We start from the raw sequence: 26,603 nt of genomic DNA on the forward strand, positions 1-26,603 counted from the left end.
AGCCTTGACAAGCCGATGTGACATACGCATGCTACCGGCTTAAGGGTCGGATCTGAGATCTCAAGAATCAATTGAAGGTGCCATGGACCGTCCGGAAACCGTTCACATCCGCAGCAATGGGCAGGTCACCCTCCCCATGCCGGTGCGGCGTGCAGCCGAACTGCACGAGGGTGACGTGATCGAGGTCGTTCTCCAGGGTGACGGAACGATTCTGCTGCGCCCCGTCGCGGTGCTTGATCGCTTGCAGGCGGACCTGATCTATCGGGTCGGAGACCGGTCCGCGCCGGAGTGCACCGAAGACGACATAAGGGAACGGGCCCGCGGGCTGGTCCGACGCCGCAGGCTTCCAGTCACCACCGGGCGCGCGCTCGACGCACTGGTGGAGCGCTACCAGCGCGGTGACCTGACCCAGCGGGCGTTCATCGGCGAGTCACTGATGCTGGGCCTCCCTTCGACATCGATCACGGCGCTGCTGGCCGGCACCGAGCCCGAACCCGTCGACGCGCCTCCCGCGCCGCCCGAGGCCGAGGAGGCGCCGCAGGCGGCCGTACGGATCGCCCAGGCCTACCACTCACTGCTGTATCTGCCGCTGTACATCGCCCATGACGTCGGCTTCTTCGCAGACGAGGGAGTGCAAGTCGAGATCACCACCGCCGGCGGAGGCACGGAGGCCTGGTCCGCGGTGGAGGCGAGCGTCGCCGACTATTCCGTCCACGATCCGGTGTTCACCGTCCGCGCTTTCGAACAAGGGATCGGAGACGCGGTTGTGGTCGGCAGCATCTGCAACGGGCAGGCCATTCTGGCTCTGGCTGCTGACTCGGAGGTGGAGGCAACCGACGACCCACGTGTTTTCAGCACGCGCACCGTCGCCGGGCGCACTGTCGCCACCCAACCTCAGCCCGACTCGCAGTGGGCTTTGCTGCGCTACCTTCAGTTCCTTTACCAGGCGGGCCCCGAGTCTTCCTACCGCGGCCTTCAGGTGACGATCGGCACTGAACCGGCGCGCGTCCTGGCCGGGCAGGCCGACATCTGCCTCGCCTTTCCGCCGCAGGCAGACGTGGCCATTTCACAAGGCCTACGCGAGGTCTTCGACTTCTCCACCTATTTCGGCCCGTATCTAATGTCGGCTCTTGCCACCCGGCGTGGCACCGTCCAGGACAAGCCCGCACAACACAAAGCGGTGGTCACCGCGCTGGAGAAAGCCTGCCAGTACGCCCATGCCTTCCCGGACGAAGCGGTCCGGGTGGCACAGTTGGAATTCCCCGATGTCGACTCAAAGGTGATCGAGAGTGCCACACGGCGCTGTTTGCGGCGCAACTTCCTGCCGCCCCACGTTGCGGTGGACCACGAGGCATGGAAGGAGAACGGCGTTCTCAACAGGTTCGTCGGCACCATTCAGCAGTACCACTCGTCGGCCGAACTAGTCGATAACGAGATGAGTCTTCACGCCTACCGCACGCTCGGCAACCTCCGCCTCGTATGGGACGGTCCCCGTCCCATCGGGAAACCGGTCGCCGCAACCGGAATATGACCAGACAGAACGTGAGGAGGGAGTCGCACGTCACGCCAGATGTCCCTACGGTCACCCTGTCCGAGGAAAGGTGCACGATGAGCGTGCTGGAAAAATTCAGAGGACCGACGACATCGATCGACGACCAGATCGAGAGCTTCGCGATCAACCGCGTCCCCGCGAATTTGCGGTGGCCCATACCCGCCATCAGCCTCGTGCTTCTCGGCAACGCCACCGCAATGTTCTTCTTCTCCTTCGGTGCCCAGCAGGCGTTCCTCGTGGGATGGCCCGGAATGCTCGGCCCGATCGCGTACTTCTTCATCGGCTCCGCGCTGATTGGCATGCTCACCATGCGCATGGCGAGCAGGGAAGGCCTGTCGCAGAACTTGCTCAGCCGGGGTCTCGGCTTCGGCAGCCGAGGCGCGGCGATCACCTCGTTCATCTACGCCGTCAACTACATCTTCTACTTCCTCTTCGAGGGAACGATCGTCTCGCACGCGATCGCGGAGTACTTCAAGGTCGACATCAACTCCATCGCCGGTATCGGCATCTTCGCCCTGGTGGGCCTGGTCACCCTGCTGCTGGTCCGGCGCGGCATGCACGCCATGTCGTTCCTCCAGTCCTGGGGCTTCCCAGTATTCGTTCTCCTGCTCGCCTGGGGCCTGTACAAGATGTTCACGCAGCACACCCCGGTCGGCGCGGACGGCTGGCACGCCACCGGCGCCACGGGCAGCGTGGCGATATGGAGCGCCTTCAGCTTGGCCAATGGCCAGATGATCTTTCAAGGTCTGATGGCGACCGACTACGGGCGTTTTGCCTCCCGCGACATCCGCTACCGCGGCACCGCCGCCATCATGCTCGGTGAGCTCATCCCGATGTTCGCCGTGATCTTCCTGGGCGCGTTCATCGGCTTCACGCTCCTGACCGGACTGCACGGACCCAATGCGCAGTCCAATGCTCAGGATCCGGGCTTCATGTTCGTGTACCTCATGGGCGGTGTGGGCGTCGTCTTCGCTATCCTCACCCAGATCCGCATCAACGTCATGAACCTGTACGGCGGTTCCATCGCACTCTCATCCGGCTTCGACGTCGCCGCCAACTTCCGCCCTGGCCGCCAATACTGGATGTACCTGGTGTGGATCCTGGGCGTGGTCTTCTACGCGTTCAACGTCATTAACCACCTGGGCACCTTCCTGGCGGTCACGGGCGTCCTCACCAACACCTGGGTGCTGATCATCCTCGCGGATTACTTTGTATGCCGCCGCTGGATGAAACTCGCCCGATCCGAGAGCATCGAGTTCGAGCCGCATGAGGTGCGGTCCTGGAACCCCTGCGGTCTGGCCTCGCTCGGACTGGCGGTGGTGGTCGGCGCGCTGGGCATCGCCGGTGTGTACCCGGTGTACTACGCGTCGTTCATCTCGATGCTGCTCGGCCCCATCCTGCACATCGCGTTCACCGCAGGAACCAGGGGGCGCTACTACAAGCCCGCCCAAGCGGAGGGGACCCCAGCACGGCCGCAGAGCGCTCTCATGTAGAAGTCCCTATGCTTCGTCAAGCCGCGGAAAGAAGACGGCAGGCCGCCAGTTGGATGTGGTGGTGAGCTCGCGGGCGGGGGACCGCATGAGGGCAGACCGAGCAGGAACTGCGACACGCAGACGGTGGCCAACTGGACGGGCGAGAGTCCGGGGCGCCCATCACGCGGGTGGGACCACGCTGTACGGGGTGGTCGGCGGGAGCCGCTCAGGAGCCGGGTGACGACCGGCGGTCGGTGATAAGTTCCATGCGGGCAAGCATGAGGAAGTGTTGGAGGTCGCCGCTCTTGAGTGCGGCGCTGTCGAGGAGGGTGGTCAGCTCGGCTGCCTGCGCGGGGTCCGGAAGGCCTAGGGTCGGCACGGGGTCCGCGTCGAAGCCGCCCCGTACGTCGATGAGGCGGACTACGATCTCGTCGCGTTGGAAGATCGTGCTGCCGCAGATGGGGCTGCGCGGGTCGTCCGCCGCCGTCTCGTCCTGCTGGGCGAGCAGCTGGGCTAGGTGTGTCCCGCAGCCCGGCCGGGCCGGGTAGTACAGCGCGTGCAGCTCCGACTCGGGGCGCTCCTGATCGCCCGTCACATGGTGTACGGCGGGGACCGCCGCCCGTGTGAAGAAGACCCGGGCCGCCTCATAGTCGTTGAGGTCCGGCTCCTCCTCCAGATAGGGGTTGATGGCCTCGTATACGGCCCGTACCTCAGGCTGCCGGGCGATGTGGCGCAGCGCCGCGAGCAGGTCGCCCTGTACCTCGATGGCCCGTACGACCCGGTTGCCGTGCATGAACAGGGAGGTGCGGCACAGCTGCGTAGTGTCGTCGACCGTCGCCTCCGGCGGGGCGTAGTTCGCGAGGATCTTGGCGACCTTCGGCTCGCTGCCCGGCTTGACGGTGAAGGTGAGCGCGTGCCGGATCTTGCCGTCGCCGATCCGAGGTGCCGCTTGGAGCCGGCGCGTGGCGGAGGCGGGCGGCGCCAGGCGCCCGGTCTCGCGGACGATGTGGAAGCGCAGCGAGCGGGTGTCCCGGACACAGCTGTGCAGCGGTCGCACCATCTGCACGTGCTCCTCGCTGTTCACCCAGTCGAGGAAGGGCGGGGCACTCTCCCACTCGCTGGTGACCAGCCATTGGGAGGGATTCTCGATGGACTGGCAGAGCTGGTCGCTGACGTGTCCGGGGACGGACGCGACCTGGCTGCACAGCTGTTCGTACGCTTCAAGGAACTGCTGCTGGGCTCCGTCGTAGACGTTCACGAGCAGCACGACACGGAGTGGAGAGCCGTCGAAGACGGACTGGGAGACGCGTTTCGACACCTGTCGCGTCAGCGGTTCTGAAACACGTTCAGACGTTGTGGTCATCCTGCGCGCTTCTCCTTCACGAGGGGGCAGTGGCAACGTCGAGCCGCGGTGACGCGACGTCAGCGTTCCCCCATCGTGTGTCGGTCGCAGGGAGTGCGCGACTCGTATGGATCATGCGAGTGACTGGGCGCACGGACCGTCAACCGGAACCAGGAACCGGACACACTGCGTCGCGGTCAACCCATGCACGAGCGGATGGGCACCCGGCGCACGCTTCCTGCCCCTCTCTGTGAGCACCGCCTCGGCCAGACACTCAGAGCGCATCTCGATACTGCCCTTGAGCGTGTCGCCAAGGGGGTAGCCGAGCAGGATCCCGCCGATCGTTCCGCAACCCCGGTGGGAGCAGCAGAGAGGCCCCGTGATCTCGGAGGGGTCAGCCCATGGCGCCCGCGTCCGGGTCGAGGGCGCCTGCGATGAACAGGCCGATGATGGTGAGGCCCAGCAGCACCCGGTATACGACGAACGGGATGAAGCTGTTGTGGGAGATGTACTTGAGGAGCCACGACACCGCCGCGTACCCGATCACGAAGGCGATACCGGTGGCCAGCAGTGTCGGACCCCAGGCCGGGAAGGACGGCCTGCGGCGTGGCTCGTACGAGCACACGGCGTTCACGTTCCTGGGGTTCACATTCCGCCAGCGCCAGATGCGGGACAAGAACGGGCGGATCAGATGGTCGTTCCGCCCCGCAGTCAGCAACGACGCCCTCAAACGACTCGGCGAGGAAGTCCGCTCCTGGCGGCTCCGCCGGCGGGTCGATCTCACCGTGGAAGTACTTGCGAAACGGATCAATCCGATCGTCGCGGGCTGGACGCAGTACTACGGCCGGTTCTACCGATCGGCCCTGTATCCGCTCTTGGTGCGCATCAACACCTACTTGGTGCGCTGGCTCCGCAACAAGTACAAGCGGTTTCGCGCAATGCGGAAGGCCATCGCGGCCTTCCAGAGGGCATCCAAGTGCCGCGCGGGATGTCCGCGCAGTGGAAGTGGACGAGTTCCCCCTCCCTGACCTGGTGATCAGGACAACAAGAGCCGTATGACGAGAGATCGTCACGTACGGACCTGTGGGAGCCGGCGGGTGCGAATCCCTCCGGCCACCCGACCTTCGATATGCCCGGAGGCAGGTGACAAACAGTGATCGTCAGTCCTGTGTTGGCGGCGAACCGGGCGAGTTCGAGCTTCCAGGCCTGGGTCCGGTAGCCGTGGATCACAAGGTCGTTGGTAAGACGAACCAGCGGATCGCCGCTAATCAACCGGACGATGACAGCATTCGTTGTGCTTTCTTGCTTTCCGGCATTGCGTGATGCAGCATTCGGCCCAGATGCCCGACCTAAACCGTCCCGGCGTCATTCCCTTGAGTCAGATAAGCAGCCCGGCACCACAGAGGCTCCACGTTTCCCACGGATCGCACACCGTCAGAAAAGACGAATCTACATGTCTGACACATCAGCCCAGGCCTGCTACGAACAGTTCGCCGAACTGCACCGTGGGCCCGATACGTTCATCATGCCCAATGTATGGGACGGCCCTTCAGCCTTGCTATTCAAGGAGGCCGGATTCAAGTCCATCGCGACTTCTTCGGCAACTCTCGCTGCCATGCTGGGCCGGATCGACGGTATCCACGCCGTCAGCCGCGACGAACACCTGGACCATGCAGTCCTGCTTACGTCAGTGAGTGGCCTACCGATCAATGGTGACTTTGAAGACGGCTACGGCGAGACTCCCGAAGATGTGCGGGCCACTGTCGACGCTGCCATTGCCCGCGGGCTCGCTGGCATCGGCATCGAGGACACTACCGGTGACCCCTCGAACCCGATTCGTGACTTCGATGATGCGGTTAGTCGCGTCGAGGCAGCAGCCTCCGCAGCGCACGGACAAATCGTCCTGACCGGCCGAACGGACAACCTTCTGTGGGGAGTTTCCGACATCGATGACACCATTCGCCGCCTCACCGCATACGCCGAGGCAGGAGCTGACGTCCTCTACGCCCCGTCCCTGCCAGACATGGCTTCTATCAGCGCCGTTATCAGGGCCGTCACCCCCAAACCCGTCAATGTCCTGATCGACCCAGCTGAGGGCCCACCGCCTACGCTCACGGAGCTCCAGGCGATCGGCGTCCGACGGATCAGCCTCGGAGTCGCAGGCTACACACATGCCCTCGGGGCTACGCGGGAGGCTGCTGCGAAACTTGCGAAGGGAGACCTGGCAGCTCCGGCATCGAATCTCAACTTCGGCCACATCATCGACCTCATCAAGGGCTAAGTTCGAGAGTTGCCGTGTCCGCGTGAGAACCGTGACGCGGCGGGCAGCCCAGTTTGTGCCTTGAACGGAGCTACGGAGCAGTGGTCGCGGTGCAGAGGCGCTATCCGGCCAATCGAGCGGCCGGCTCCTGTACACACGACGAAAACCTTTGAATAGGACAAGCGCATCGGCCTGCGCTCCGAGCCTGATCACGGCGTCCCGTCCGTCGAAGGCGCGGCCCGCCCCGACAGGAGTGTGTCCTTTGCCCCTCCTGCCCGGCGACATGGTCGCCGCCTTCGGCAGGATCTGCAGTTTCAGGGCCTCGAAGGTGCGTAGGTTGCCGGCTGGGTCGCCGGGGGTAAGGCTTCACGTGACGCATGACGATGCCTGGAGCGAGCCACGTGCCGAGAGCTTTGGTCCTTCAGGTTTCGACCAGAACACTGGGAGGGGGCTCAGGCTCCCCGTTCAGGCAGGTTGTTGCGGTATCGGGGCCTTGGGGGGTGCCTTGGTTGTGGCACCCCCCAAGGCTGTTGTTCTCATGTCACAGGGCGACGATGCCTTCGCCGCCGATGGCGCTGGGCACAATCACGGAGCCGACCTTGGTCAGTGAGCCGTTGGTGTTGACGCGAAAGGCGTCAACGCCGCCGGCTGCTCCGGTCTGGGCATACAGGAACTTGCTGTCGCTGGAGATGGACACGTCGACCGTGCCGGCGCCGGTTGCGGTCGTGCTCAGCGAAGTGAGCGCACCATCGCGGCCTACTCGCAGGCCGGTCAGAGAGCCGCTGCCGGCGTTGGCGGCGTAGACATGGTCGCCTGTGGCGGCGATCCAGCATGTTGCCGCCTGCCCCGTGGCCCGGGTATCGAGCTTGGTGAGCTGAGCGTTGCGGCTGATTGCGTAGGTGGCCACGGAGTTCGGTCCTGCCTCGGTGACCACAAGCCGTCCGGCGTGATCGAACGCGAACCCGAATGGCACGGCTCCGGGGTCCGTGGTGACGACAGGCTGTGCAGCGATGCCCAGCTGCCCGACCGGGAAGACCTCGATGCTGTTGCCGCCGGCCTTGGTGGTGACGATCAGCTTGCTGCCGTCCGGAGTGAAGCCGATCTGCCCCGGTGTGTGGGTGAACTGCGGTGCCGCGGCAGGATCCAGACCCAGGCTCCGGTGCCAGGACGGCACCTTGGCAAGGTGTCCGGCGATGTTGAGGTAGCCCTGCACACTTCCGCCGTCCAGAGCGTTCAGGACGTAGACAAGGTTGCCGTGGACGGCAACGCTGACCGGGAAGTGCCCTCCGGAGGAAATGACCTGGCGTCGTACGAGTCGGTCACCGCGTACGGAGAAGACGGTGACGGTGTCGCTGCCGGCATTGACTGCGTAGAGCAGCCGACGCGTGCGGTCGTAGGTCAGGGAGCCCTGGGATGCAAGGTTGTCCACCACGGCACCTTCGAGGATGCCTCCCCGTCCACCGGTGGCGTAGAGACCCCGCTGGGTCAGCGCTCCGCTGGGCGTGCGGTCATACGCCACGATCGTGTTGCCGTCCGCCGCGTCCGTTTGAACGAAGACCGGCATTACAGCAGCGTCGTGGTCCCGCGGACTCGCCGATGCCGGGACAACAAACAGCGTCATCGACGCCGCCGTGGCAACTGTCGTGGCGACCAACTGGCCGAGCCTCTTCTTCATAGGTATGGACTCCTCGTTCTGAACGAGCACGGTGCGGTCGCCCGTGTCTGCCTGGAGGCCACCAACTGGCCTCGCACAGACATAGGTAGCGCCCGGCCGAGGAATTCTTACTACGCCCTACCCAGCCGTCTCACCTTCGTAAGAAGTTCCCGGGCGAGCAGCCCCGCTGATGACCCCACCGACCAGCCACACAGCACAACGAGCCCCAGCCACGCGACCGGCATAGCCAAACAACACCCCTACGACTCACATCAGTTTCGTCCCCGGCGGCTGACTGCGAGTGCGACAACGCCTCCGCCGCGTTGAAGGCTCGGAGGGAAGCTTCGGCAAGGTGTCGTAATCCGCCGCGATGACACTTCACACCGAGGCAGCTCTCGTGAGGACAGTGCGCCGCTTCACCGATGATCTGCTACGACTGTGGCAGATCGGCCGTGAGGAACGAGACGCCGCCGTGCTCATCGTCGACGAACTGGCTCCTGGGCGTGGCTGTCGCCGACACTGGGTCGCGCGCCCTCCATCCGAGCGTCAGCCGTGACTGCGATTAGCGCGGACGTGGTGTGGGAATCATCGAGCACCTGGCAGACCGGGTCGAATTTCATACGGGCGATCGCCGCTAGGTGGCGTATACCTGGCTGCGAGTACAGCCCCTCCCCAGCATTCAGCGGCAGGCGGCGCACCGTGGGGAGCGCGTCGCGACCGCCAGACGCGCTGACCATGACATGCCATCACGTGTCCACCCCGGTTTGTACCGAATCCGTATCGCCCACCGAATGGTGTTCCGTAAGCCCTGTTGAGAAATGTGGCGATCCTGCTGCGGATGCTGCGAGCGCCAGCAGTGACTAACGCAGATCGTCGGTGAGCCGCACGAGGATGTCCGACTTGCTCTGGAAGTACGCGTAGAACATGGCCCGGGACACCCCCGCCTGCTCCAGGATCCGCTGAACGCTGCTCTCGGAGAAGGCATCACCTGAATCGGGCATGCGCTCACAGGCGGACATCATCTGCGCCCGGGTCGTGACGGATCGCGCGGAATGGTGGTTGGCTTGGCGTCGGGTCGCGGGTCTCATCAGGCACCTTCCAGCCCGTTTTTACGCTCGGATCGACTCCGGGCGCAAGAGGCCGCTGGCAGATGCAGAAGAGCGCGGTCACCTAGCTGGCACAGTCGATGACACCCCAAGGTTCACAGGCAGCGTCTTGTGACCATTGCCGAGGATGCTGGGCAATGGCTCGAGGTCCTCGGCGGCCACGGCAAGGCGCATGTTCGGGAAACGTGCGAACAGACGCGGTAGGGAGTTAGTGGCCTCCGCGCGAGCGACCGGCGCTCCGAGACAGAAATGGACGCCATGCCCAAAGGCGACATGCCGCTTGTCTGCGCGGGTGACGTCGAAGGTCTCAGCTGTCTGGCCGTGTATGCGGGGGTCACGGCTGGCTGCTCCGTACGAGGCGAGGATGGCGTCGCCCTTCCGGATGGTCACGGTCGGCAAAGGTATGTCCTCGACCGCGTACCGCATGGGGATGTGACTCACCGGCGCAGCGAAGCGCAGGGTCTCTTCAACTACAGCGGCCCACTCCACGGCTCCGTTCCTCACCATGCGCAGCTGGTCAGGATTGAGCAGTAGTGAGGTGACAGCAGAGTCGAGAAGGTTGATGGTGGTTTCATAACCGGCGGCGATGACAAGCAAGAGAGTGTCGGCGAGCTCCTCCTTGTGCAGGGCCGCTCCGCCACCTTCACCGTCGCGTGCGGTGATCAGCGCCGTCGTCAGGTCATCATCCGGCGATTCGTGCTTGTACGCCACGAGTTTGTGCAGCAGCGCGTACACGTCCTGAGTGGTACGAACCGCCTCCTCGCTGCTGGAGGTCGTATTCCAGATCCTGTCGATGGCGTTCCGGAACTCGGCCCGCATAGCCTGCGGGATCCCCAGCATGTCGCTGATGACAGCGACGGGAAGCTGCGCGGCGAAGGTCTCCCGGAGATCGACGACCTCCGACTGTGACTGAGCGATCTGGTCGAGCAGGAGATCGGTGTTGTCGACGATAGAAGGGATGAGTTGTGCAGTCCGCCGAGGGGAAAATGCCGGACTGACCAGACGCCGCAGGCGGCGGTGGTCACCTCCGTAGGCGGTGAACATGTTGTTCACCGCTACCTGGAGGTACAGCGGCCATTTCCCGACGATCTCGCCCGAGATGAAACGAGGCCAGTGCTGCCGGGGATCCTTGGACACACGGTCGTCGGTGAGGAGCTGCATGAGAAGTTCCTGATGGCCTATGGCCCACGCCTTCTCGCCAAGGATGTCGACGAGCACCGGCCCGTCGGCGGCGTGCAGGATTTCTTCCTCCTTCTGTCGACGCCGACCAGTGGGGTCGAGTACGAGTGAGCTCTCATGCATACGGATATCTCCTTCAAGGTGCCCCCTCGGAACCGGGACTCTTGGCATGGGGGCCAGGCCTGTGGTGAGCCGCTTCACGGCAGGTATTTCCTATTGGCGGGACTGGCTCGGGCAACGGCTCAGGGCCGCGTTATTGACGATCTGTTAGCAGGTGGATCCTTGCTCGGGGACTGAGTGGCGGCGGCATGAAGTCCTGCAGCCGACCTGTCGCTACTCGGTAGCCCACCGAGGCTTACTCGCTATCGCCGTCCAACTCGGGTAGACCAAACCTCATTGCTGCCGTCCGACGGTTGGGGGAGTCGAAGTTCATGATCGTCAGAGCATCCGAAGAGCATGTGTGCTGGTGCTGACTGGGGTTGGGCATTAACCGCCTGGTGCACGCTGAAGCGCTCCCAGCGAGAGTGGCATTAATGTTCCTTTTCGGGTTCAGAAGTTTGCATGATCCCTGTCGCCCACACTAGATCCACGAGGTGCGAGGCGGCACTTTTCGCGTATGAATTTTCTGGTGGAGTAGCCTAAATTTCGCGAATGGCTTATTTGCGTGCGCCTGCCGTATCGGCCAGGTCAAACTGTTCGGCAACGGTGTCTCCTGGCGCTCAGTCGCTCCTGGGTCCGGCAGGACCGCTCCTGTTCGTCCGGCACCGGCAAGTGCTGGTGATTGGCAGCACAAGCGTCCGGTGCCTCAATCAGTGAGATGTCCGGTCCCACGAACACCGTCACTACCTGCTCGGAGTCGACAAGGGTGACGTTCTGCCGGATTGCGATCGGTACGTCTCTCGTCGTGTTTTCAGCGAGTTGGACGAACAGGACGGCACCCGTGGATGACCGGCGTGGCGCGGGCCGCGATGCTGGTCTCGGGAGGGCACGCTACCCAGCACTTTGGTGAGGAGAGCGATGATGAAGACGCCGGACGACGTGCAGCCTGAGCCACCCGCCATCGATGCGGAGCGCCGCTGTGTCCGGGAGAAACATCTGCGGCCGAGTGGCGAGAGGCCCGCCTCGTCAGCACGCGGGCTGCATCACACGGCGCTGATCAGCGGCGATGTGGAGCGCACCATCGAGTTCTACCAGGGGGTGTTGGACTTCCCGCTAACGGAGCTGATCGAGAACCGCGACTATCCGGGGTCCTCACATTTCTTCTTCGACCTCGGCAACGGCAACCTGCTTGCCTTCTTCGACTTCCCCGGGCTCGACGTGGGCCCGTAAGCCGAAGTCCTGGGCGGCCTGCACCATGTGGCGATCTCGGTCGGGCCGGAGCGCTGGCGCGCACTGGTCGCTCGACTCGAGCAGGCTGGCGTCGAGCACGCGGTACACAGCGGGGTCTCGGTCTACTTCCGAGACCCCGACGGCGCCCGGATCGAACTCATCGCCGACCCGCTCGGTGAGATGTACGGCAAACAAGTGCTGTGAGCGCACCGCGGAGAAACGCCTACCCCGGCCGGTTTCGGCGGGGGGGGAGTCGTACGGGGTGCGTCAGGGGGAGAGGCCGGCCTTGAGCGCTGCGGCCACCTGCGCCACGTGGCGTTACGGGTTCTGGTCGCGTTCGGTGTTGCCCAGCGACACGACCAGGCCGCCGAAGCGGTGGATCGTGCTGTACGGGCCGCATGCGTGGACTCCTGGCCGCCGTGGGTGGTCGCGGTGGTGACGAACCCGCTGTAGAACTTGTTGGCTAACTCGCCCTGCACCCACAAGCGTGTGGGGTGCCATAACTCTCGTGCCTGATTCGACCTGGGAGTTCGGGACCTGCGCCTGATCACGGCATGCTCGAACGGTGCGGTGCTCCGCGTGATCTACCTCGACTTCCTCCGCATCCTCGGTCTGCTCCTCCTGCTCTCCCGTGTCCAGCGGGCTAAGGACGTCGTGCTGTTGGAGCCGCGCTACGAAGTCGCAATGCTGCGTCGCCGACTCGGCACCTGACCGGACAAGCCCGGCGCTTCCCCGCTCCGCTGCGCACGGCCCGGCCGCGACGCCAGTCATCAAAGACCTTCATCTCGGCGTAAGACGTCTCGGCCGTCCGACGCTATTGATCAGTCCTGGTGAGTTCTCAGCTTGTCGGTGGGCAGGTACACCAGGACAGCAGGGCGGCAATGGGTGCGCTGAAGCGACCGCCTTGCACGAGAAGCCCCAGTCTGTACGTCCCCCGGACCGGCTGGGGCTTCTTCGTGTCCGTTCGGGTGCACCGTCGGTGTGGCTGGACACGGTTTGGAGCGGCAGCCTCGAGGATGGCGCGAGAGGGGGGCTTACCCTATCGGCCCGCTCGAGCTCTGCCGGACCCTGGCGCTGCCCGGCCGGTGGCCGGAGAGCGTGATGGACCCCGCGGTCGGCGTGATCAGGTCGGCGGCGAGGGACAACAGCGTCGTCTTGCCGGCGCCGTCGGGTCCGACCAGGGCGCAGACGCGGCCGGCGGGCAGGCGGAACGAGGCGTCCCGCAGTCTGAGCATCCCGACGGTAAAGGCGCATGTCTCCCACATCCTGGCTAAGCTCGACCTGACCAACCGCGTCCAGATCGCCCTGCTGGTCTACCGGGCGGGCCTGATCTGACCGCTGCCGCCCCTCAGGCTTCGCGGCTGGCGAGCCATGCGGCGACACGCTGCTTCTCCTCGCGGTTTAGCTAACCGCGTTTCTGCCGAGGTTACTGTTGTGCCGCCGCCCGCTCTGCGGCCGCTCCTCGCACTCTTCTTACTGAGAACGGCTCGCTGAAGCAGCCGCGCTAGGCCCATTGTCTCTGTTCCGAACAGCCCCGCTCCGCCTTACCGGTGTCGAGCGGGACCTCGTTGAGCTGCCCGAATGGAGCGTGCACGCTCGATGTTGTGCGGGCGGTGTTGACGAGATGGGTCTCCTGGTCGTTATGCGAACACCCTTGAGAGTCACCGAGAGTCCGTCGTCGAGTTCGCGAGTCGTCTGGTCGCGATGTGGAACACCCCCGACGGACTGGAACGGCGATGGTTCCTGTTTCGTCTGCGCCGGGCGGATGCCCGTCGCAGTGCTCGGTCAGGTCCGGTGGTTGTGGGTGTGTGGGTTGATGGGCTGCTTGGACTTGGGGAGCCCGGCGACGACGAGACGGTAGGAGTCGGTGACGAGTTCCTTCACGAGCTTCTCGTCGATGGTGTCTGCGCCGTCGACCGTGATCCAGTGTGTTTTGTTCATGTGGTAGCCGGGGGTGATGCCTGTGTACTGCTCGCGCAGGGCTGCGGCGTCGTCCGGATCGGCTTTCAGGATCACGACGGGGCGTCCCGGCATGTCGGTCATGAGCATGTAGACCTTGCCGCCCACCTTGTAGAGGTCCCAGCTGGGGTCGGAACGGTGCTCGTGGTCGGTGCCGGGCAGATCCGCGGTGAAACCGTCTGCGATTTTCTGCAGTTCTTGCCCGTCCATGGTGATCAGCTCCTGTGTCGGTCCGGGTGCCTGGTGCGTGTGGTGGTTCGGATACGTGCGCGGGCCGGTGGCCTGACCGGGGCGTCGATCAGGCCTGTGACCTGCCTGTTGGGCGGTGGCCGTCCGCCTTGTTACGGCAGGACGCGGATGATGGTCTTGCCGTGGCGTCGCGTGGTCGGGTTGAGGGCGCCGACGGCGTCGTCGAGGCTCGCGATGTCGCCGATGTTGGTCCGCAGCCGTCCGTCGCGTACCCGTTGCACGATCTCGCCGAGGTCGGCGCGGTCGGCTTCGACGACGAAGTCCACTGCCAGGCCGTCGGCGGGCCGTGCTTCGACGGGGCCGACGATGGACACCAGTGTTCCGCCGGGCTTGATCAGGGCGGCGGACTGCTGTTGGACGTCGCCGCCGATGACATCGAAGACCAGGTCGACGCTCCCGACGTCTTTGAGGGCGTCGTTGTCGAGGTCGACGAACTCGTGCGCGCCGAAGTCGAGTGCCTTGGTCCGGTCGGCGGCGCGTCCGGTGCCGATGACGTAGGCGCCGGCCTCCCGTGCGAGCTGGGTCACCATCGTTCCGACTGCGCCGGCTGCGCCGTGGGCGAGGACGCTCTGGCCGGCCTGGAGGCGGCCGTGCTGGAACAGCCCCTGCCACGCGGTCAGGCCGGAGATGGGCAGGGATGCGGCTGTCGTGTAGTCGACGTCGCCGGGCAGCGGTGCGAGGTTGCGTGCTTCGATCGCCACGTACTGGGCGAGGGTGCCGTCGCGGTGCCAGTCGGCGAGGCCGAACACCCGCTGCCCGAGGGACAGGCCGGTCGTGCCGTAGCCGAGGGCGGTGACCACTCCGGCCAGCTCGTGGCCGGGGATCGACGGTGTCTTGTCGTGGCCGGCGCGATCGGTCCAGGTCGATGGCCATTCCATCTCGGTGGGGACGAAGCCCGAGGCATGGATCTGGACGATGACGTCGTTGATCGCTGCGCGTGGCTCGGGCCGCTCCGTCAGTGTCATTCCGGCTGTTCCCGCGGTCTGGTCGGTGACCACAATGGCTTTCATCGGGATGGTTCCTTTCCTCGTGTGTGGTGGGTTGTGGTTTCCGGGTGGCCTTTTTAGATGAAGGTGAACAGCTCGTCGTGGTCGAAGCGGGAGATCGGGGTGGTGTACACCTTGGCTGGGTCGGGGTAGCCGAGGGCCAGCAGTACCGTCGTGCTGTGTCCGCTCTCGCGGATCTTGAAGGCCTTGTCGACGCTGGTGGGGTCGAATCCCTCCAGCGGGGTCGCTTCGACGCCGAGTTCGGCGGCGGCCATCATGGTCAGGCCTACCGCCATGTAGGTCTGCTTCTCCATCCAGTGGTTGAGGTCCTTGTAGCCGTAGTTGCGCAGGTTGAGGAAGTCTCGGGTCATGGATTCCCACAGCTGCTGCTTTGCCGGGTCGGGGAACCGGCCGTCGGCCTTCTCCTTGGTGAACACGGCTTCGAGGTGGCTGTCGGGCACGTCTGCCCGGGTGGTGAGGATGATGGTGTGCGAGGCGTTCAGGATCTTCTCGGCGTTGTCCTGGAATCGTTCGCCCAGGTTGTCGGCGAGCTGCTTCTTTCCTTCGGGCGTGGCGAGGACGTAGAAGTGGTTGGGCTGTACGTTCACCGATGTCGGCGTGGAGCGCAGGAACCGCAGCAACTTCTGAAGGGTCTCTTCCGGAATGGTCTTGCTGGGGTCGAAGTACCTGGTGAGGTGCTTGCTCATGAGCTTGTCGAGGTTCATGTCAGTCTGCCTTCTTCTTACGATCAGTGGTTGATGGGTAGTGATTCTTAAGGGTTCGGGCTACTTCTTGCCGGCGAGCAGTGCGCCGATACGGTCGAAGCTCATGCCTGTCGTCGCGGTGGTGAGGTCACCGGCGACGAGGGCCTTGGTGGCGTGTTCGAGGGCCCCCAACGCGTTCGCGTAGAGCATCGGACCCAAGCTGATCCGCTTGACCCCGATCTTTTGCAGCTCCGGGACGGTCAGCACCTTGTCCGCCGGTGAGATGAGGACGTTGACGGGTGTCGGTGCGACGGCGGTGACGATCGCGGCGAGGGCATCGCGGTCGGGTGGGAACGGGGCGTAGAGGACATCCGCGCCGACCTCGGCGAAGGCCGTCAGACGCCGGATGGTGTCGTCGAGATCGGGCCGGCCCTGGATGAAGTTGTCGGTGCGGCCGGTGACGACGATGCGTCCCTTGGCCGCGTCGACGGCGCTGCGAACGCGGTTGACCGCGTCGTCGAAGTCCCGGATCGGTTGATCGGGATTGCCCGAGGTGTCCTCGATCCCGATCCCGGCCAGGCCGGATGCCACGGCGGCTTCCACGGTCGCAGCGACGTCCTGCGGCGTGTCGCCGTAGCCGTCCTCGAAGTCTCCGTTGACGGGCAGCCCGGTGAGCCGGCCGAGCAGCCGCGCATGCTCCAGGTGCTCCTCGCGGGTGACCTCGTGGCGCCCGTCGAGGCGGCCGAGCGTGAAGGCGAGTGCCGCCGACGATGTCGCGATCGCCTCGAAACCGGCATCGGCCAGCATCAACGCCGACAGGCCGTCCCAGGCGTTCGGCATGACGAACCCGCCATCGCGGGTGTGCAGCGCCATGAATTTCTCGTAGAGCTCAGAGCCCGGCACGTGAAGCCCTTCCTTGAAAGATCATCGGATCGGTGAGAGGGGGTGACGGGCCGCGTGCGCGGCCCGTCACGGGGGTTCGCGCGATCAGCCGGACGTAGCGACCGAGCTGGCGGCGGGGATGTCGATGTCGGTCTGGTTGACGTTGTTGATGAAGTTGGTGAGCTGCGCTGCGACCGCGACCGTCACGATCGCCAGGATCTGCGGGTCGGTGTATCCGGCGCCTCGCACAGCCGCCAGGTCGGCGTCGCTCACCTGCCCGCGAGTGGCCACCACCTGCTGCGCGAAGCGAGCAACCGCGGCGCGCTTCGGGTCGACCGAACTCCCCGCCCGGCCCAGGTCGATGTCCTCGCTCGACATACCGCCGAACTCCGATGACACGTACGAGTGCACCGCCAGGCAGTAATCACAACCGTTGGCCTGCGAGACCGCGAGCGCGATGGTGTGCCGCGTCTTCGCGTCCAGAACCCGGCTCAAAGAGCCCTGCAGCGTCATGACGACGTCGAGGACGGTCGGGTTCGACGCGAGCGTCATGAACATGTTCGGGACGAAGCCGAACTGTGCGCCGACGTTGTCCAGGATGCCTTGCGCCGCTTCGGGGGCGTCGTCGGCAGAGGGAGCGTTCAGTCGTGACATGGCGGATCAGCCTCCGGTGAGTGGGTGTCGTCAGCCCGGGTTGCGGTGCAGATTTTTGGGCTGTTCGGCCCAGTCCTGAGTGAACACTGTCCGTGACTGGGCTGTCAAGCCCAATCGAGGTATCCTCGGAAGCATGAAACCCACTACAGGAGCCCGGGACCCCCACAAGCTCACCGGCAAGGGGCAGGCGACGCGGGCCCGCATCCTGGAGCACGCCGCGCAGCTCATCTACGCCAAGGGTGTCCACGCGACGAACAACGAGCAGCTCCGCCGCGCCGCCGGCGTCAGTGGATCGCAGCTCAACCACTACTTCCCGACCAAGGAGAGCCTCGTCCTGGCCGTGATCGCCTGGCAGGCCGAGAGCGTCCTCACCTTCCACCGCAGTGAGCAGTTCGCCCGCTTCGACAGCCTCGAGGGGTTTCGGGCGTGGGCGGATTTCTACATCGGCTATGAGCACGCCTACCAGGAAGGCTGCAGCCTCGGCTCCCTGGCGAGCGAGATCATCAAGACGGACCTCGACGTCCACGACGAGCTCGCAAATGCGTTCGACCAGTGGAGGGACATCTTCCGCGAGGGAATCGAACGCATGCAGCAACTCGGCCGCATCAGCACGGAGGCAGACCCCGCACGGCTGGCCACTCTGCTCCTTGCCGCCTTCCAGGGCGGCACCCTCCTCGCCCAGGTCGCACGGAACATCACGCCGCTGAAAGATGCGCTGCAGACAGCCATCGACTACCTGCAGACCTTCGCGACGTCCCCCGACGACAGCGTCATCGCACCCGGAGTCAGCGGCGGCACGCGCGAGACCGCAGGGCGTCTTGACCGTGAGAGCGTCGGCGGTGGACATGAGCGGCTCCTCTCGCGGTAGGACCGGCGGCTGAGGACGAGGCCCGCGGTGCCGGCCAGGGCTGTGCCCGCCCCGGTACGGCGGACGGCGCGGCTTCCCTGCTCCTGCGGCTGTATGGCGGCACAGGACGCCCCCGGAAGTGAGGGAGGTCTCCTTGCCGCACCGGAATTTGGCTATACGGCGGCCATGCAGGTGGGAAAAAGTGATGAAGCCCCTCGCACGGGCGGTGATATTGCGGAGCGTGCCCGAGACGGTCTCCTCGTTCGTGCAGTAGCCGTCCGGTGCGACGGCGGCCTTGTCACTCATGCCTGTTCTCCTCAGCGGGCTCGTCGGCGCGGCGCTGGGCGGCTTGCGCTGATCGGTGAGATGAAGCAGGGCAACTGCCTCACCTTCCCGCAGCCACCCTGCCAACCTGGTGCACCCGCACGTCGGACCAAGCACCAGGACTGTTCAATAGCGCCGACCGAGTGGAGACGTCTTACGTGGTCAAGGGTCGCTGCTCGCGCAGACCCTCATCGGCGGTACCTCGTCACGAATCGATACAAGCTCCGGTCCACCAAGCAACTCTCGGGCTCGTGGCGCACAACTGGCATGTCCCGCTAGGGCGGGAAGGCCGCGGTGGGCGTGGTCGGCGACACAGCCTCGACAGGCTCGCGCGAACCACCTCATGATCGACGTGTCGAAGCGGTGGTGTCAGATCCGCAGATGAAGTGGTCGCTCCAGCGGGCGGAGGAGATCGTCGCCCTCGGCATGGGTGACTTGGACATGTGGCGATCCTGCCGCGGCGGCTGGCGGACAGCGAGTCCTCTACGTTTCTGGCGGGACCGTGCATCCACCGTGGTGGTCTGGGAGTGTCCAGGACCGGCGAGGACCGGCAGCGCCGCGCCCTCAAGCTGATCGGCGTCGGCTTCAGCCTTCTCGCCGTCTACCTGCTCGTGCAGTCCATGCGGGTGCTGGCTGCCGGTTACCATCCGCACCACTCGCCTCTGGGCATGGACTGGACTGCGACCACCGCCGCTGTGATGTTCACCCTCGCAGCCGGCAAGGCCCGCGAAGGCCCGCGCCGGTGCCGCCCTGGACAACCTCGTACTCAAGACCGAAGGCCGCGTCACCCTGATCGACCTCCACGGTGGACATCCTTCCGGGGATCAACCCCTGATCTCGGATGTCCGCCAAACCGAAGCAGCTCACATGGGCTGAACGGGGAACGTGGACCGCCGCCCCCGTTGGACGGGGGCGGCGGTCGTATCGGCAGGTCACTCGTGGATCGTCGCGGCGAACGTCCTGTCGACCGCGACGCACGGCCCGCGAGACGGGTCCTGGACCGGCACGGTCGGGGCCTTCAGCGAGAGGCGGGGGCGAGTTCAACGCCAAGCTGGCGCAGCCACTCCAGGTTGTCGTACTGGACCCACTCTTCCGCCAGCCTGCCGTCCTCGTCATAGCGGAACATGTTGATCAGCGTCAGCGTCACTTGCTTGCCGTGCGGCTGCACCGTTCCCACCGGCGTCGTATCGAACGGCTTTTCGAAAATGCCGCCCATCTCCGTCCGGCAACCGATCAGATTCCCGGTGGAGACGATCTCATATCGCTCGCAGTAGTAGTCCGTGAAGGCGTTGCGCATCTGGCTGAAGAAGCCTGACAGTTCCTCGAATCCGAGGTCGCCATCGGGGCCGTGGAACTCGAAGTCCTCACTGAAGTAAGCGCGCAGTGCGCTCGGATTCTCCTTTGAGATGGCGTCCCGGCCGATGCGGATGAGCGCGCGGGAGCGCTCGTCGTAGCGGGTGTCATCGGGGGAGATGAAATTAGCCATGTTGTTTCCTCTGGATCGTCTCGCGGATGGGTCAAGGTGCCGTGCCACGCCGAGGCGTGCCTCTGCCGAAGCTGGCGCCGCACTGTGAACCTGAAGTGGGTCAAAAGATGCTGCAGGATGGACTCGGATCATCCTTCGGGGAGGCCGCCGTAGATTTTGCTGTCACAAATGCCGCGGGCGCCGGCGACCTGGCTGACGGCCGGTCAAACGACCGGAGGCTTTCCGGCGCGCAGGTCCGCCATAGAGGCAATGGTCTCGGTGTCGAACCAGAGGATCTCGGTGTAGGCCCCGGTCACCGGGCGGGAATCGAAGTAAGCGAAATGGCTTCCGCCTGTGGAGAAGTTTCCTGCTTGCGCGGCAGGGCCGAACTTGGCGGTCAAGTCTGCAGCCGTCGCATCGAAGTCATGTACCTGGAAGCCCAGATGGTGAAGGCCGCCTCCCGGCTGCTCCTCGAGGAACTCGGTGTAGAGATTGGCGTCCCCCTCAGGGCGGGGGCTGATGACCTCGATATTGGTGTCGCCGATATAACCCAGCGCCATGTCCACCCGCAGGTCGATCGTCTTACCGCGGTAGGTCGTCTCCAGCAGAGGGGCGTCTTCCATAATCCAGAATCCCGCGAGGCCGTACACGCGCTCCAGCTCGGCGCACTTCGACTCCAGATCGGGCGTAACGACGCACCACTGAAAAAATCCCTGAGCCAACTGATTGTTTGCCGGGCGAGCGAGGTCGAACGCGGTGTTCTTCTGCACTGTTTCCTTCATGAAGACAGCGTTCCACTGCCTAAGACATTCCACCAGCGATTCATTTTCATCGCTCCCATGCGAAAAAGGCATGGCTTTGGAATGGGGCGGCGCGAGGACCCGTCCTCACGGGCCGGTTCGCCCGCTCCAGGTCCCTGAGCGCATCCCCTCGCACGCCTCGGGCACCTGCCCGCAGTCGCGTCGCCGCGTCATGTGCAGCGTGGAGGGTCGTGCTTTGCCCTGCCCCGTAATTCGCGCATATTGTCGGGCCATGCCGGAACTGACGCTGACGGGCCTGCGAGTCACGCTGGAAGTCGCTCAGCGCGGGTCCTTCACCGCGGCGGCCGAGGCGCTCGGCTACACCCAGTCCGCAGTCTCGCGCCAGATCATCGCCACGGAAGCCGCGGTGGGGGCCCCGCTGTTCGAGCGGCATGCCCGTGGAGTCCGGCCGACGCTGTCGGGGGAGGCGCTGCTGCGGTACGCGCGCCGCATGATCGCAGATGCGGAAGCGGTGGAGCTGGAGATCGCCGGGCTCCGCGACCGTCTCGCGGGCCGCCTGGCCGTCGGCGCGTACCCCACGGCGGCGGCCGTGCTGGTCCCCAGAGCCATCGCGCGCCTGCAAAAGGCGCACCCGGCCCTCACCGTGGGCCTGTGGGAGGCGGGCAGCCCCGCCCAGCTGCGCCGCCTTCGCGCGGGGCGCCTCGAGGTGGCCGTAGTGGCAATCGGGGAAGGACTCCCGGACTACGACTTCACCGGGCTACGCGTCGAGGTCGTACGCACGGGCCGCGGCATAGGGGTGGCCGTCCACACGGCCCATTCGCTGGCCTCCCGGGAGGAGGTGCACGTCGACGACCTGGCGCAGGAGGCGTGGATCGTGGGAGCCGGCGAGGAAGGCGGGCCCCGGTTCGGCGCCTGGCCCACCCTTGAAGCTCCGCGCGTGGCCTACGAGGCACACAGTTGGCAGACGCGCCTGGGGCTCGTTGCCGCAGGACTGGGGGTTTCGGTCATGCCCGGGCTGGCTGCGGACACTGTCCCGCAGGGCGTGAAGTGGCTGCGTGTCGAAGATCCCGCGCTCGTATTCAAGAGGGAGACCGTGATGGTCACGGCCACCGACGCGTCGGCACGAGCGAGAGCCATGTTCCAAGCCATGCGCGACGAGGTCGCCGGACTCGCCACGGAGCGCCAACCACCCGTGTGACGGCTCTCCCTGTTCCTACCGTGCGTTCGACCAGTTGGGCTTGATCGGTCTGGCGGACAGGGTGGTTGCGTCGGTCAGACTGTGAGACCAGCTTCGTCGTCGGTGGGGCTGCGGTAGCCGAGGCTGCTGTGCAGGCGGCGGATGTCAGCCCTCGACGTACACGAAGACCGGCCGCAGGCGCAGTGACGTGCGCCGGACCGCGACATGGGGACGCCCCCGGCCGGGGAGGGCCGGGAGCGTCCTGGTCACTGTGCTCCGGATGCCGGATTCGAGAGGTCGTCAGCTTCTGCGGTGATGCAGGGACTCGGTTACGTGGAAGGTGACCGCGACCGGCTTGTAGACGTACGGGCTGTCGGTGGTGAGGTCCAGGTCAGCCCGGTAGTTACCGGGGTCGGTGAGCACGGTAGCGTCGCCGGAGATCCGCACCCGCGCCGACTGCCCCGGAGCGAGGACGATCGAGGTCCTGTTCTCCGAGAGCCAGGAGACCTGCTCGCCGCCGCACTGGGTGTAGCCCGGCAGGGAACTGGCGAAGACCGTGCCCACGGGGATGAACCCGCGCAACGACGCCCCGCCGACCTCGGTGACGCCGCAGCCGGAGCTGCTGGAACGGAAGATCGCCGACGGGGCGTTGGGCAGGTTGCGCCATGTGTTGGTCACCGGGTCGTACTGCAGGGTCTCGTTGGTGGCGCTGGAACCCCCGCCGTTGGGCACCACGCCGCCGGCGACCTGGAGCTCGCCGTTGGCGCCGTTGGCCACACCGCCCCACAGGCTGTGCGGCAGGTCCGCGAGCCGGGTCCAAACGTCGGTGTGCGGGTTGTAGGCGTACGTGCTGCTCAGGCTGACCTGGTCCTCCGGGCTACGGGTGACGCCGCCGGCACAGACGATCTCGTGGCCTAGCCCGGCGCACGCGCTCCACTGCGCGGCCACGGGGAGGTCGGCCACCCGCGTCCACCGGTCGTACTGCGGGGAGTATCGGTAGACCACCGACTCCGGTGCCGTGCACTCCGCGGAGCAGCCGCCGATGACGTACAGCTGGCCGTCGAGCACGGCGGTGGCCGCCGAGCCCTGGACCGTGGGCAGGTCGGCCTTCCGGGACCAGGTGTTCTTCGCGGTGTCGTAGGCGTAGGTCGCCTTGACGTCCAGCGCCTTGGTGCCGTCGGGGCTGAGGGCCCAGCCGCCGGTCTCGTACAGCGTGCCGTCGACGAAGGCGGCCGAGGGGGCTGCCAGTGCCTGCGGCAGGTCGGCGATCCGGCTCCAGGCGGTGGTGGCCGGGTCGTACACGTAGGAATGCGCCGTGAGGCTGCCACCGAAGAGCTTGTCCGTGCCGCCGAGCGAGTAGGTCTTGCCCTGGTGGCCGGCGATGGCGTTGTCCATGATCTGTTCGGGGTAGTTGGGCAGGGACTGCCAGCTGTCCGGCGTCGGGACCGTGCCGCCCGCCGGGTCCGGTGCCGGGGGCGTGTGGGCGCCCGCGCCCTTGGTGATCGGGCCGGTCGGGAAGGTGCCCTTCACATACTGCCGCGGGGCGCCCTTGCCGAGGGCCGGGTCCCTCCCGTCGGGCGTGGTGTAGCCAGTGTTCTGCTCACCTAGGGTGATGTGTAGTGGAGCGAGCCCGGTGTTGGTGAGGGTGACCGTGCCGCTCGTCCTCCCGGAGTGGTCCCCGATCCGGCCGCTGAGCAGGACCGTGGCCGGGGTGACCTTCAGCTGCCCGGCGCGCAGGGTGATGTCATGGGTCGTGACCGCGTCTGCGGCGGTGGTGGCGCTGGTGGTCGCGGTGGTGTACCGGTTGGCCGCCGTGGTGTACGTGTGCTTGCCGGGGTCCTTGCGGAACATCCAGTAGAAGCCGTCGGACAGGTTCGGGTCGTTCGGGGTGGTCGCCGTGCTGACGGTGCTCTCGGCCTGGCCGACGGGGGTTACGGTCGCGCCGTCTATCGGTAGGCCGGTGTTGCCGTCGCGGACGGTGCCGGAGACCAGGCCGCCGGCGACCGGGGCGCAGGTGCCCACGGTGATGTTGTCGAGCTCCCAGATCGTCTGGCCCTTGCCCGTGAAGTGGAACCGGATCTTGACGTCGTCGTGGCCGCGTGCGGCGGTCAGCGGGAGGGAAACGTGGTCCCGGACCTCGACACCGTCGCCGCCCTGGTGCCACACCGATGCCCACGTCTCGCCGCCGTCGGTGCTGAGGGCGACATCCGCGGAGGTGTCGGCGTTCCCGAGGAACGCGGTGTCGAACTGCAGGCTCTCCGTGTTGTGCGTTAGGTCCATGGCGGGCGTGGTGAGTACCGCGTCCTCGGCCGCGCCGTCGTGGTCGAACGGGTCGGCCGCGGCGAATTTTCCGGTGCCGTCGGTGAGGTTCCACTGCTGGGAGTCGAACTCCCAGGCGTGTCCGGAGGCGCCGTTGTCGGCGGCCGTCCAGCCGTGCTGAGAAGCCGTGCCGGACCAGTTCTCGAAGTCGGCCTGGGCCGCGTAGGCGTAGCCGGGCGCGCTGCACTGCTTCAGGTCGGCGCCGAGGCTCACGTCACGCCGTACGTCGGAGGTGCCGACGGAGACCTGCGCGGTGGTCGTCTCGTAGCCCGGGTAGACCGGCGTCACGTGGAGGGTGTAGTCGGCCTGCCGCGGCAGCTCGACGGAGTAGGTGCCGGTCTTCGGGTCGGTGTAGACGGGGCCGTCCGGGTAGCCGGCGACGGTGATTTTGGCGTACAGCGGCCAGCCGTGGCCCGACCCGTCGGTGATCTTTCCGGTGATCTTCTGGCTCGGTACCTTGGCCAGGGAGACGTCCAGGCTACGGGTGCTGTTCAGGGCGATGGTCACGTCCTCGGGGCTCGAGGTGCCGTAACCGTACCGGCTCGCCGTCACACCGTAGGCGCCGGCCGCGGCCGACACATGGTAGGCGCCGGAGCTGTCCGTGGTGCCGTGGAAGGTGAGTCCGTTGTCCTTGCCGGTCAGCACGACGCTCGCTCCGGACAGCGGAGCGCCGGTGGCCTGGTCGGTGACGTGGCCGGTGACCGTGCCGTTCGGTGCCTGCTTCAGCGCCTCGACGCCGTTCGGGGTGCCGAGGCCGGTCGGGCCGTCCCAACCGGGTCCCGCGTCGCAGAGCACGGTGGCGCAGGTGCCGCTGCTGCCCCGGGTCACGTCGAAGACGTGGTTGCCCTGGTCGGCGTACGGGTACGTGACGGGGTGCGCATCCTCGGCCGGGGTGCCGGCGAGGGCGTACATGGCCGCGACGAGCGGCGAGGCCAGGCTGGTGCCGCCGACCTGGAGCCAGCCGTCCTCGCCCAGGGTGTCGTACACGGCCAGGCCGCTGGCCGGGTCGGCGTCGGCGGCGATGTCCGCGGTGGCGCGCATGGCGCAGTCGGTCGCCAGATCCGCCTGGTACGCGGGCTGCGGTTCGTACAGCGAGCAGCCGCTGCCCGCCCCGTTCCAGGCCGCCTCGGTCCAGCCCCGGTCGGTCTCCGGGGCGCGGGTGAGCCTGGTGCCGCCGACCGCGACGACGTTGGGGTCGGAGGACGGCCACAGCACCGTCCCCGCGGCGTCACCGGAGGAGGCGGTGATGACGACGCCCGGGTGGTCGTAGTAGGTCGCCCCCGTCTCCTCGGGGAACTCACCGGGGACACCGTAGGAGTTGGACACGAACTTCGCGCCGAGCCGGACGGCGGTCTCGGCAGCCTCGCCGAGATCGTCGACGCTGTTGATGTCGGCCTCCACCAGCAGGATGTGGCACTTGGGGCACGCCGAGGAGACCGCGTCGAGGTCGAGGGCGGTCTCCTCGGCCCAACCGGCGTTGTCTGTCGGGTAGTCGGTGCCGCCGCGCTGGTCGACCTTGCGGAAGCAGCCGTTCGCGGAGGTGCACTCCGGCAGCCCGAACTGTTCCCGGTAGTGGGCGAGGTCTTCCTCCGCCTTGGAGTATCCGAAGGCGTCGATCAGGGCCACGGTCTGGCCCTCGCCGCCGTCGGGGAGGCGGTAGGCGTCCCGGATGTCCTTTGGCGTCAGAGAGGTGGGCGCCGGTCCGTCGGCGTTCGCCATGACCCGATGCTCGGAGTTGGTGGCGATCATCGCCTGGCAGCGCGCGCCGTCCCCGGAGGGATCGGGTGCGTTGCAGCCGGCCGGGGTGTAGGCGGGCGGGACGGAGGCGAGTTGGGGCGGCACCGCCAGGTGGGCGGCGTCCGCCCGCTGTTGGGACGAGGCCTGGACCGTCGCGCTCTGTGCGGGAGAGGCCGCCAGGGCCGATGTTGGGCCGGCTATCAGCATGCCGAGGCCGAGACAGGCGGCCAGCAGCGCCGAGACAGGTGCGCTTGTGCGCCCACGTCTGAACATGGAGAGGAAACCCTTTCGTAGGGTGGGATCGGGCCGTGTGCCGTACAGGTGGTGGGCTGCGCGGAACTACAACGGCTCGTAGCCGTTAGTGCGTTCGCCTGTCGGTCCCGGGTCCGGCGCGGGCTCCGCTTCGCTGGGGTCCGAGGCGGACAACGGTTTGTTTGCGACGCCGGATTCGGCGGAAACCGAGTCGTCGGGGATGGAACAGGGCCGCTCTGGAGTACTCATCCACACCATTCCTCGAGGGCCCGCTGACAGGGCCGCGTCATCCGACAAACGCGAGTATCCACAAGCCGAACGCCCGTAGCGATTAGGCAGATGACCTAAAGAACTGCGAAGACGGGGCGGTTGCGGTGGGTACACCACCCCGGA

At 66.2% G+C, this 26,603-nt stretch carries 22 protein-coding genes and 3 pseudogenes; 10 read left to right on the top strand and 15 right to left on the bottom strand.

Features of this window, described 5'->3' with window-relative positions; genetic code table 11:
• Positions 1-82: 82 nt before the first annotated feature.
• Entirely contained in the window at positions 83-1,531 is a 1,449-nt protein-coding gene (locus ACSHXN_RS41595; RefSeq protein ID WP_438306237.1) for an ABC transporter substrate-binding protein, read from the top strand.
• Positions 1,532-1,608: 77 nt separating this feature from the next.
• Positions 1,609-3,045, top strand: a complete 1,437-nt coding sequence (locus ACSHXN_RS41600; RefSeq protein WP_355140880.1) for a purine-cytosine permease family protein — start codon at positions 1,609-1,611, stop codon at positions 3,043-3,045.
• Between the two features lie 205 nt (positions 3,046-3,250).
• Here ACSHXN_RS41600 and ACSHXN_RS41605 read toward each other — a convergent pair whose 3' ends face one another.
• On the bottom strand, positions 3,251-4,387 hold the full coding sequence (locus tag ACSHXN_RS41605; RefSeq protein WP_438306239.1) for a SchA/CurD-like domain-containing protein: 1,137 nt from the start codon (positions 4,385-4,387) through the stop codon (positions 3,251-3,253).
• Between the two features lie 373 nt (positions 4,388-4,760).
• Positions 4,761-5,015 (bottom strand): undecaprenyl-diphosphate phosphatase, encoded by a 255-nt coding sequence (locus ACSHXN_RS41610; RefSeq protein WP_355140884.1) that lies wholly within the window; start codon positions 5,013-5,015, stop codon positions 4,761-4,763.
• 16 nt (positions 5,016-5,031) lie between these two features.
• Between ACSHXN_RS41610 and ACSHXN_RS41615 the strand changes: the two genes are divergently transcribed.
• On the top strand, positions 5,032-5,394 hold the full coding sequence (locus ACSHXN_RS41615; RefSeq protein WP_355140886.1) for a group II intron maturase-specific domain-containing protein: 363 nt from the start codon (positions 5,032-5,034) through the stop codon (positions 5,392-5,394).
• A 94-nt stretch (positions 5,395-5,488) separates the two neighbouring features.
• Here ACSHXN_RS41615 and ACSHXN_RS41620 read toward each other — a convergent pair.
• Positions 5,489-5,590 (bottom strand): annotated as a pseudogene (locus ACSHXN_RS41620) (ISAzo13-like element transposase-related protein); the annotation flags it as partial.
• Between the two features lie 229 nt (positions 5,591-5,819).
• Between ACSHXN_RS41620 and ACSHXN_RS41625 the strand changes: the two are divergent.
• A complete protein-coding gene (locus ACSHXN_RS41625; protein ID WP_355140888.1) occupies positions 5,820-6,647 on the top strand; it encodes an isocitrate lyase/PEP mutase family protein in 828 nt (275 codons plus the stop codon).
• A 520-nt stretch (positions 6,648-7,167) separates the two neighbouring features.
• On the opposite strand, the gene ACSHXN_RS41630 is transcribed toward ACSHXN_RS41625, so the two are convergent.
• The 3 genes from ACSHXN_RS41630 to ACSHXN_RS41640 all read right to left on the bottom strand — a co-directional run bounded on the left by ACSHXN_RS41630 (position 7,168) and on the right by ACSHXN_RS41640 (position 10,688).
• The gene (locus ACSHXN_RS41630) at positions 7,168-8,301 is read right to left on the bottom strand and encodes a lactonase family protein (protein ID WP_355140890.1); all 1,134 of its coding nucleotides are present in this window, start codon (positions 8,299-8,301) and stop codon (positions 7,168-7,170) included.
• An 839-nt stretch (positions 8,302-9,140) separates the two neighbouring features.
• Positions 9,141-9,368, bottom strand: a complete 228-nt coding sequence (locus ACSHXN_RS41635; RefSeq protein ID WP_355140892.1) for a helix-turn-helix domain-containing protein — start codon at positions 9,366-9,368, stop codon at positions 9,141-9,143.
• Positions 9,369-9,446: 78 nt separating this feature from the next.
• Positions 9,447-10,688, bottom strand: coding sequence for a cytochrome P450 family protein (locus tag ACSHXN_RS41640; RefSeq protein WP_438306243.1), 1,242 nt, complete (start codon positions 10,686-10,688; stop codon positions 9,447-9,449).
• An 894-nt stretch (positions 10,689-11,582) separates the two neighbouring features.
• Here ACSHXN_RS41640 and ACSHXN_RS41645 point away from each other — a divergent pair.
• From ACSHXN_RS41645 to ACSHXN_RS41655, 3 genes are all read left to right on the top strand, one after another.
• Complete coding sequence (locus ACSHXN_RS41645; protein WP_355140896.1) at positions 11,583-11,894, top strand: VOC family protein; 312 nt, start codon at positions 11,583-11,585, stop codon at positions 11,892-11,894.
• 27 nt (positions 11,895-11,921) lie between these two features.
• Entirely contained in the window at positions 11,922-12,098 is a 177-nt protein-coding gene (locus ACSHXN_RS41650; RefSeq protein WP_355140898.1) for a hypothetical protein, read from the top strand.
• Positions 12,099-12,473: 375 nt separating this feature from the next.
• Positions 12,474-12,605 carry a hypothetical protein gene (locus tag ACSHXN_RS41655; RefSeq protein ID WP_355140406.1) on the top strand — a complete coding sequence of 44 codons (132 nt, stop codon included), beginning with the start codon at positions 12,474-12,476 and terminating at the stop codon, positions 12,603-12,605.
• A 389-nt stretch (positions 12,606-12,994) separates the two neighbouring features.
• Here the strand turns inward: ACSHXN_RS41655 and ACSHXN_RS41660 are convergent.
• Positions 12,995-13,133, bottom strand: a pseudogene (locus ACSHXN_RS41660) (ATP-binding cassette domain-containing protein); the annotation flags it as partial.
• Here ACSHXN_RS41660 and ACSHXN_RS41665 point away from each other — a divergent pair.
• Positions 13,125-13,229, top strand: a pseudogene (locus ACSHXN_RS41665) (LuxR C-terminal-related transcriptional regulator); the annotation flags it as partial. The pseudogenes ACSHXN_RS41660 and ACSHXN_RS41665 sit on opposite strands and share 9 nt — an antisense overlap.
• Before the next feature lie 450 nt (positions 13,230-13,679).
• Here ACSHXN_RS41665 and ACSHXN_RS41670 read toward each other — a convergent pair.
• From ACSHXN_RS41670 to ACSHXN_RS41690, 5 genes are all read right to left on the bottom strand, one after another.
• Complete coding sequence (locus ACSHXN_RS41670; RefSeq protein WP_438306245.1) at positions 13,680-14,063, bottom strand: MmcQ/YjbR family DNA-binding protein; 384 nt, start codon at positions 14,061-14,063, stop codon at positions 13,680-13,682.
• A 131-nt stretch (positions 14,064-14,194) separates the two neighbouring features.
• Complete coding sequence (locus ACSHXN_RS41675; RefSeq protein ID WP_438306247.1) at positions 14,195-15,112, bottom strand: NADP-dependent oxidoreductase; 918 nt, start codon at positions 15,110-15,112, stop codon at positions 14,195-14,197.
• 53 nt (positions 15,113-15,165) lie between these two features.
• A complete protein-coding gene (locus ACSHXN_RS41680) occupies positions 15,166-15,813 on the bottom strand; it encodes a nitroreductase family protein (RefSeq protein WP_438306249.1) in 648 nt (215 codons plus the stop codon).
• A 60-nt stretch (positions 15,814-15,873) separates the two neighbouring features.
• Positions 15,874-16,695, bottom strand: a complete 822-nt coding sequence (locus ACSHXN_RS41685; RefSeq protein ID WP_438306251.1) for an isocitrate lyase/PEP mutase family protein — start codon at positions 16,693-16,695, stop codon at positions 15,874-15,876.
• Positions 16,696-16,779: 84 nt separating this feature from the next.
• On the bottom strand, positions 16,780-17,328 hold the full coding sequence (locus tag ACSHXN_RS41690) for a carboxymuconolactone decarboxylase family protein (RefSeq protein WP_438306253.1): 549 nt from the start codon (positions 17,326-17,328) through the stop codon (positions 16,780-16,782).
• Between the two features lie 133 nt (positions 17,329-17,461).
• On the opposite strand from ACSHXN_RS41690, the gene ACSHXN_RS41695 reads away from it, so the two are divergent.
• The gene (locus ACSHXN_RS41695) at positions 17,462-18,196 is read left to right on the top strand and encodes a TetR/AcrR family transcriptional regulator (RefSeq protein ID WP_438306255.1); all 735 of its coding nucleotides are present in this window, start codon (positions 17,462-17,464) and stop codon (positions 18,194-18,196) included.
• Positions 18,197-19,517: 1,321 nt separating this feature from the next.
• On the opposite strand, the gene ACSHXN_RS41700 is transcribed toward ACSHXN_RS41695, so the two are convergent.
• Both ACSHXN_RS41700 and ACSHXN_RS41705 read right to left on the bottom strand, forming a co-directional pair.
• Complete coding sequence (locus tag ACSHXN_RS41700; protein ID WP_438306257.1) at positions 19,518-19,985, bottom strand: ester cyclase; 468 nt, start codon at positions 19,983-19,985, stop codon at positions 19,518-19,520.
• 203 nt (positions 19,986-20,188) lie between these two features.
• Positions 20,189-20,746, bottom strand: a complete 558-nt coding sequence (locus ACSHXN_RS41705) for a VOC family protein (RefSeq protein WP_438306259.1) — start codon at positions 20,744-20,746, stop codon at positions 20,189-20,191.
• Between the two features lie 250 nt (positions 20,747-20,996).
• Between ACSHXN_RS41705 and ACSHXN_RS41710 the strand changes: the two genes are divergently transcribed.
• Positions 20,997-21,923: a LysR family transcriptional regulator gene (locus tag ACSHXN_RS41710; protein ID WP_438306261.1), complete on the top strand. Its 927-nt coding sequence runs from the start codon at positions 20,997-20,999 to the stop codon at positions 21,921-21,923.
• A 279-nt stretch (positions 21,924-22,202) separates the two neighbouring features.
• Here ACSHXN_RS41710 and ACSHXN_RS41715 read toward each other — a convergent pair whose 3' ends face one another.
• Positions 22,203-26,231 (bottom strand): carboxypeptidase regulatory-like domain-containing protein, encoded by a 4,029-nt coding sequence (locus ACSHXN_RS41715; RefSeq protein WP_438306263.1) that lies wholly within the window; start codon positions 26,229-26,231, stop codon positions 22,203-22,205.
• Between the last annotated feature and the right edge of the window lie 372 nt (positions 26,232-26,603).

The sequence above is a fragment of the Streptomyces sp. HUAS TT11 genome (genome assembly GCF_051553595.1).
Lineage (GTDB): Bacteria > Actinomycetota > Actinomycetes > Streptomycetales > Streptomycetaceae > Streptomyces.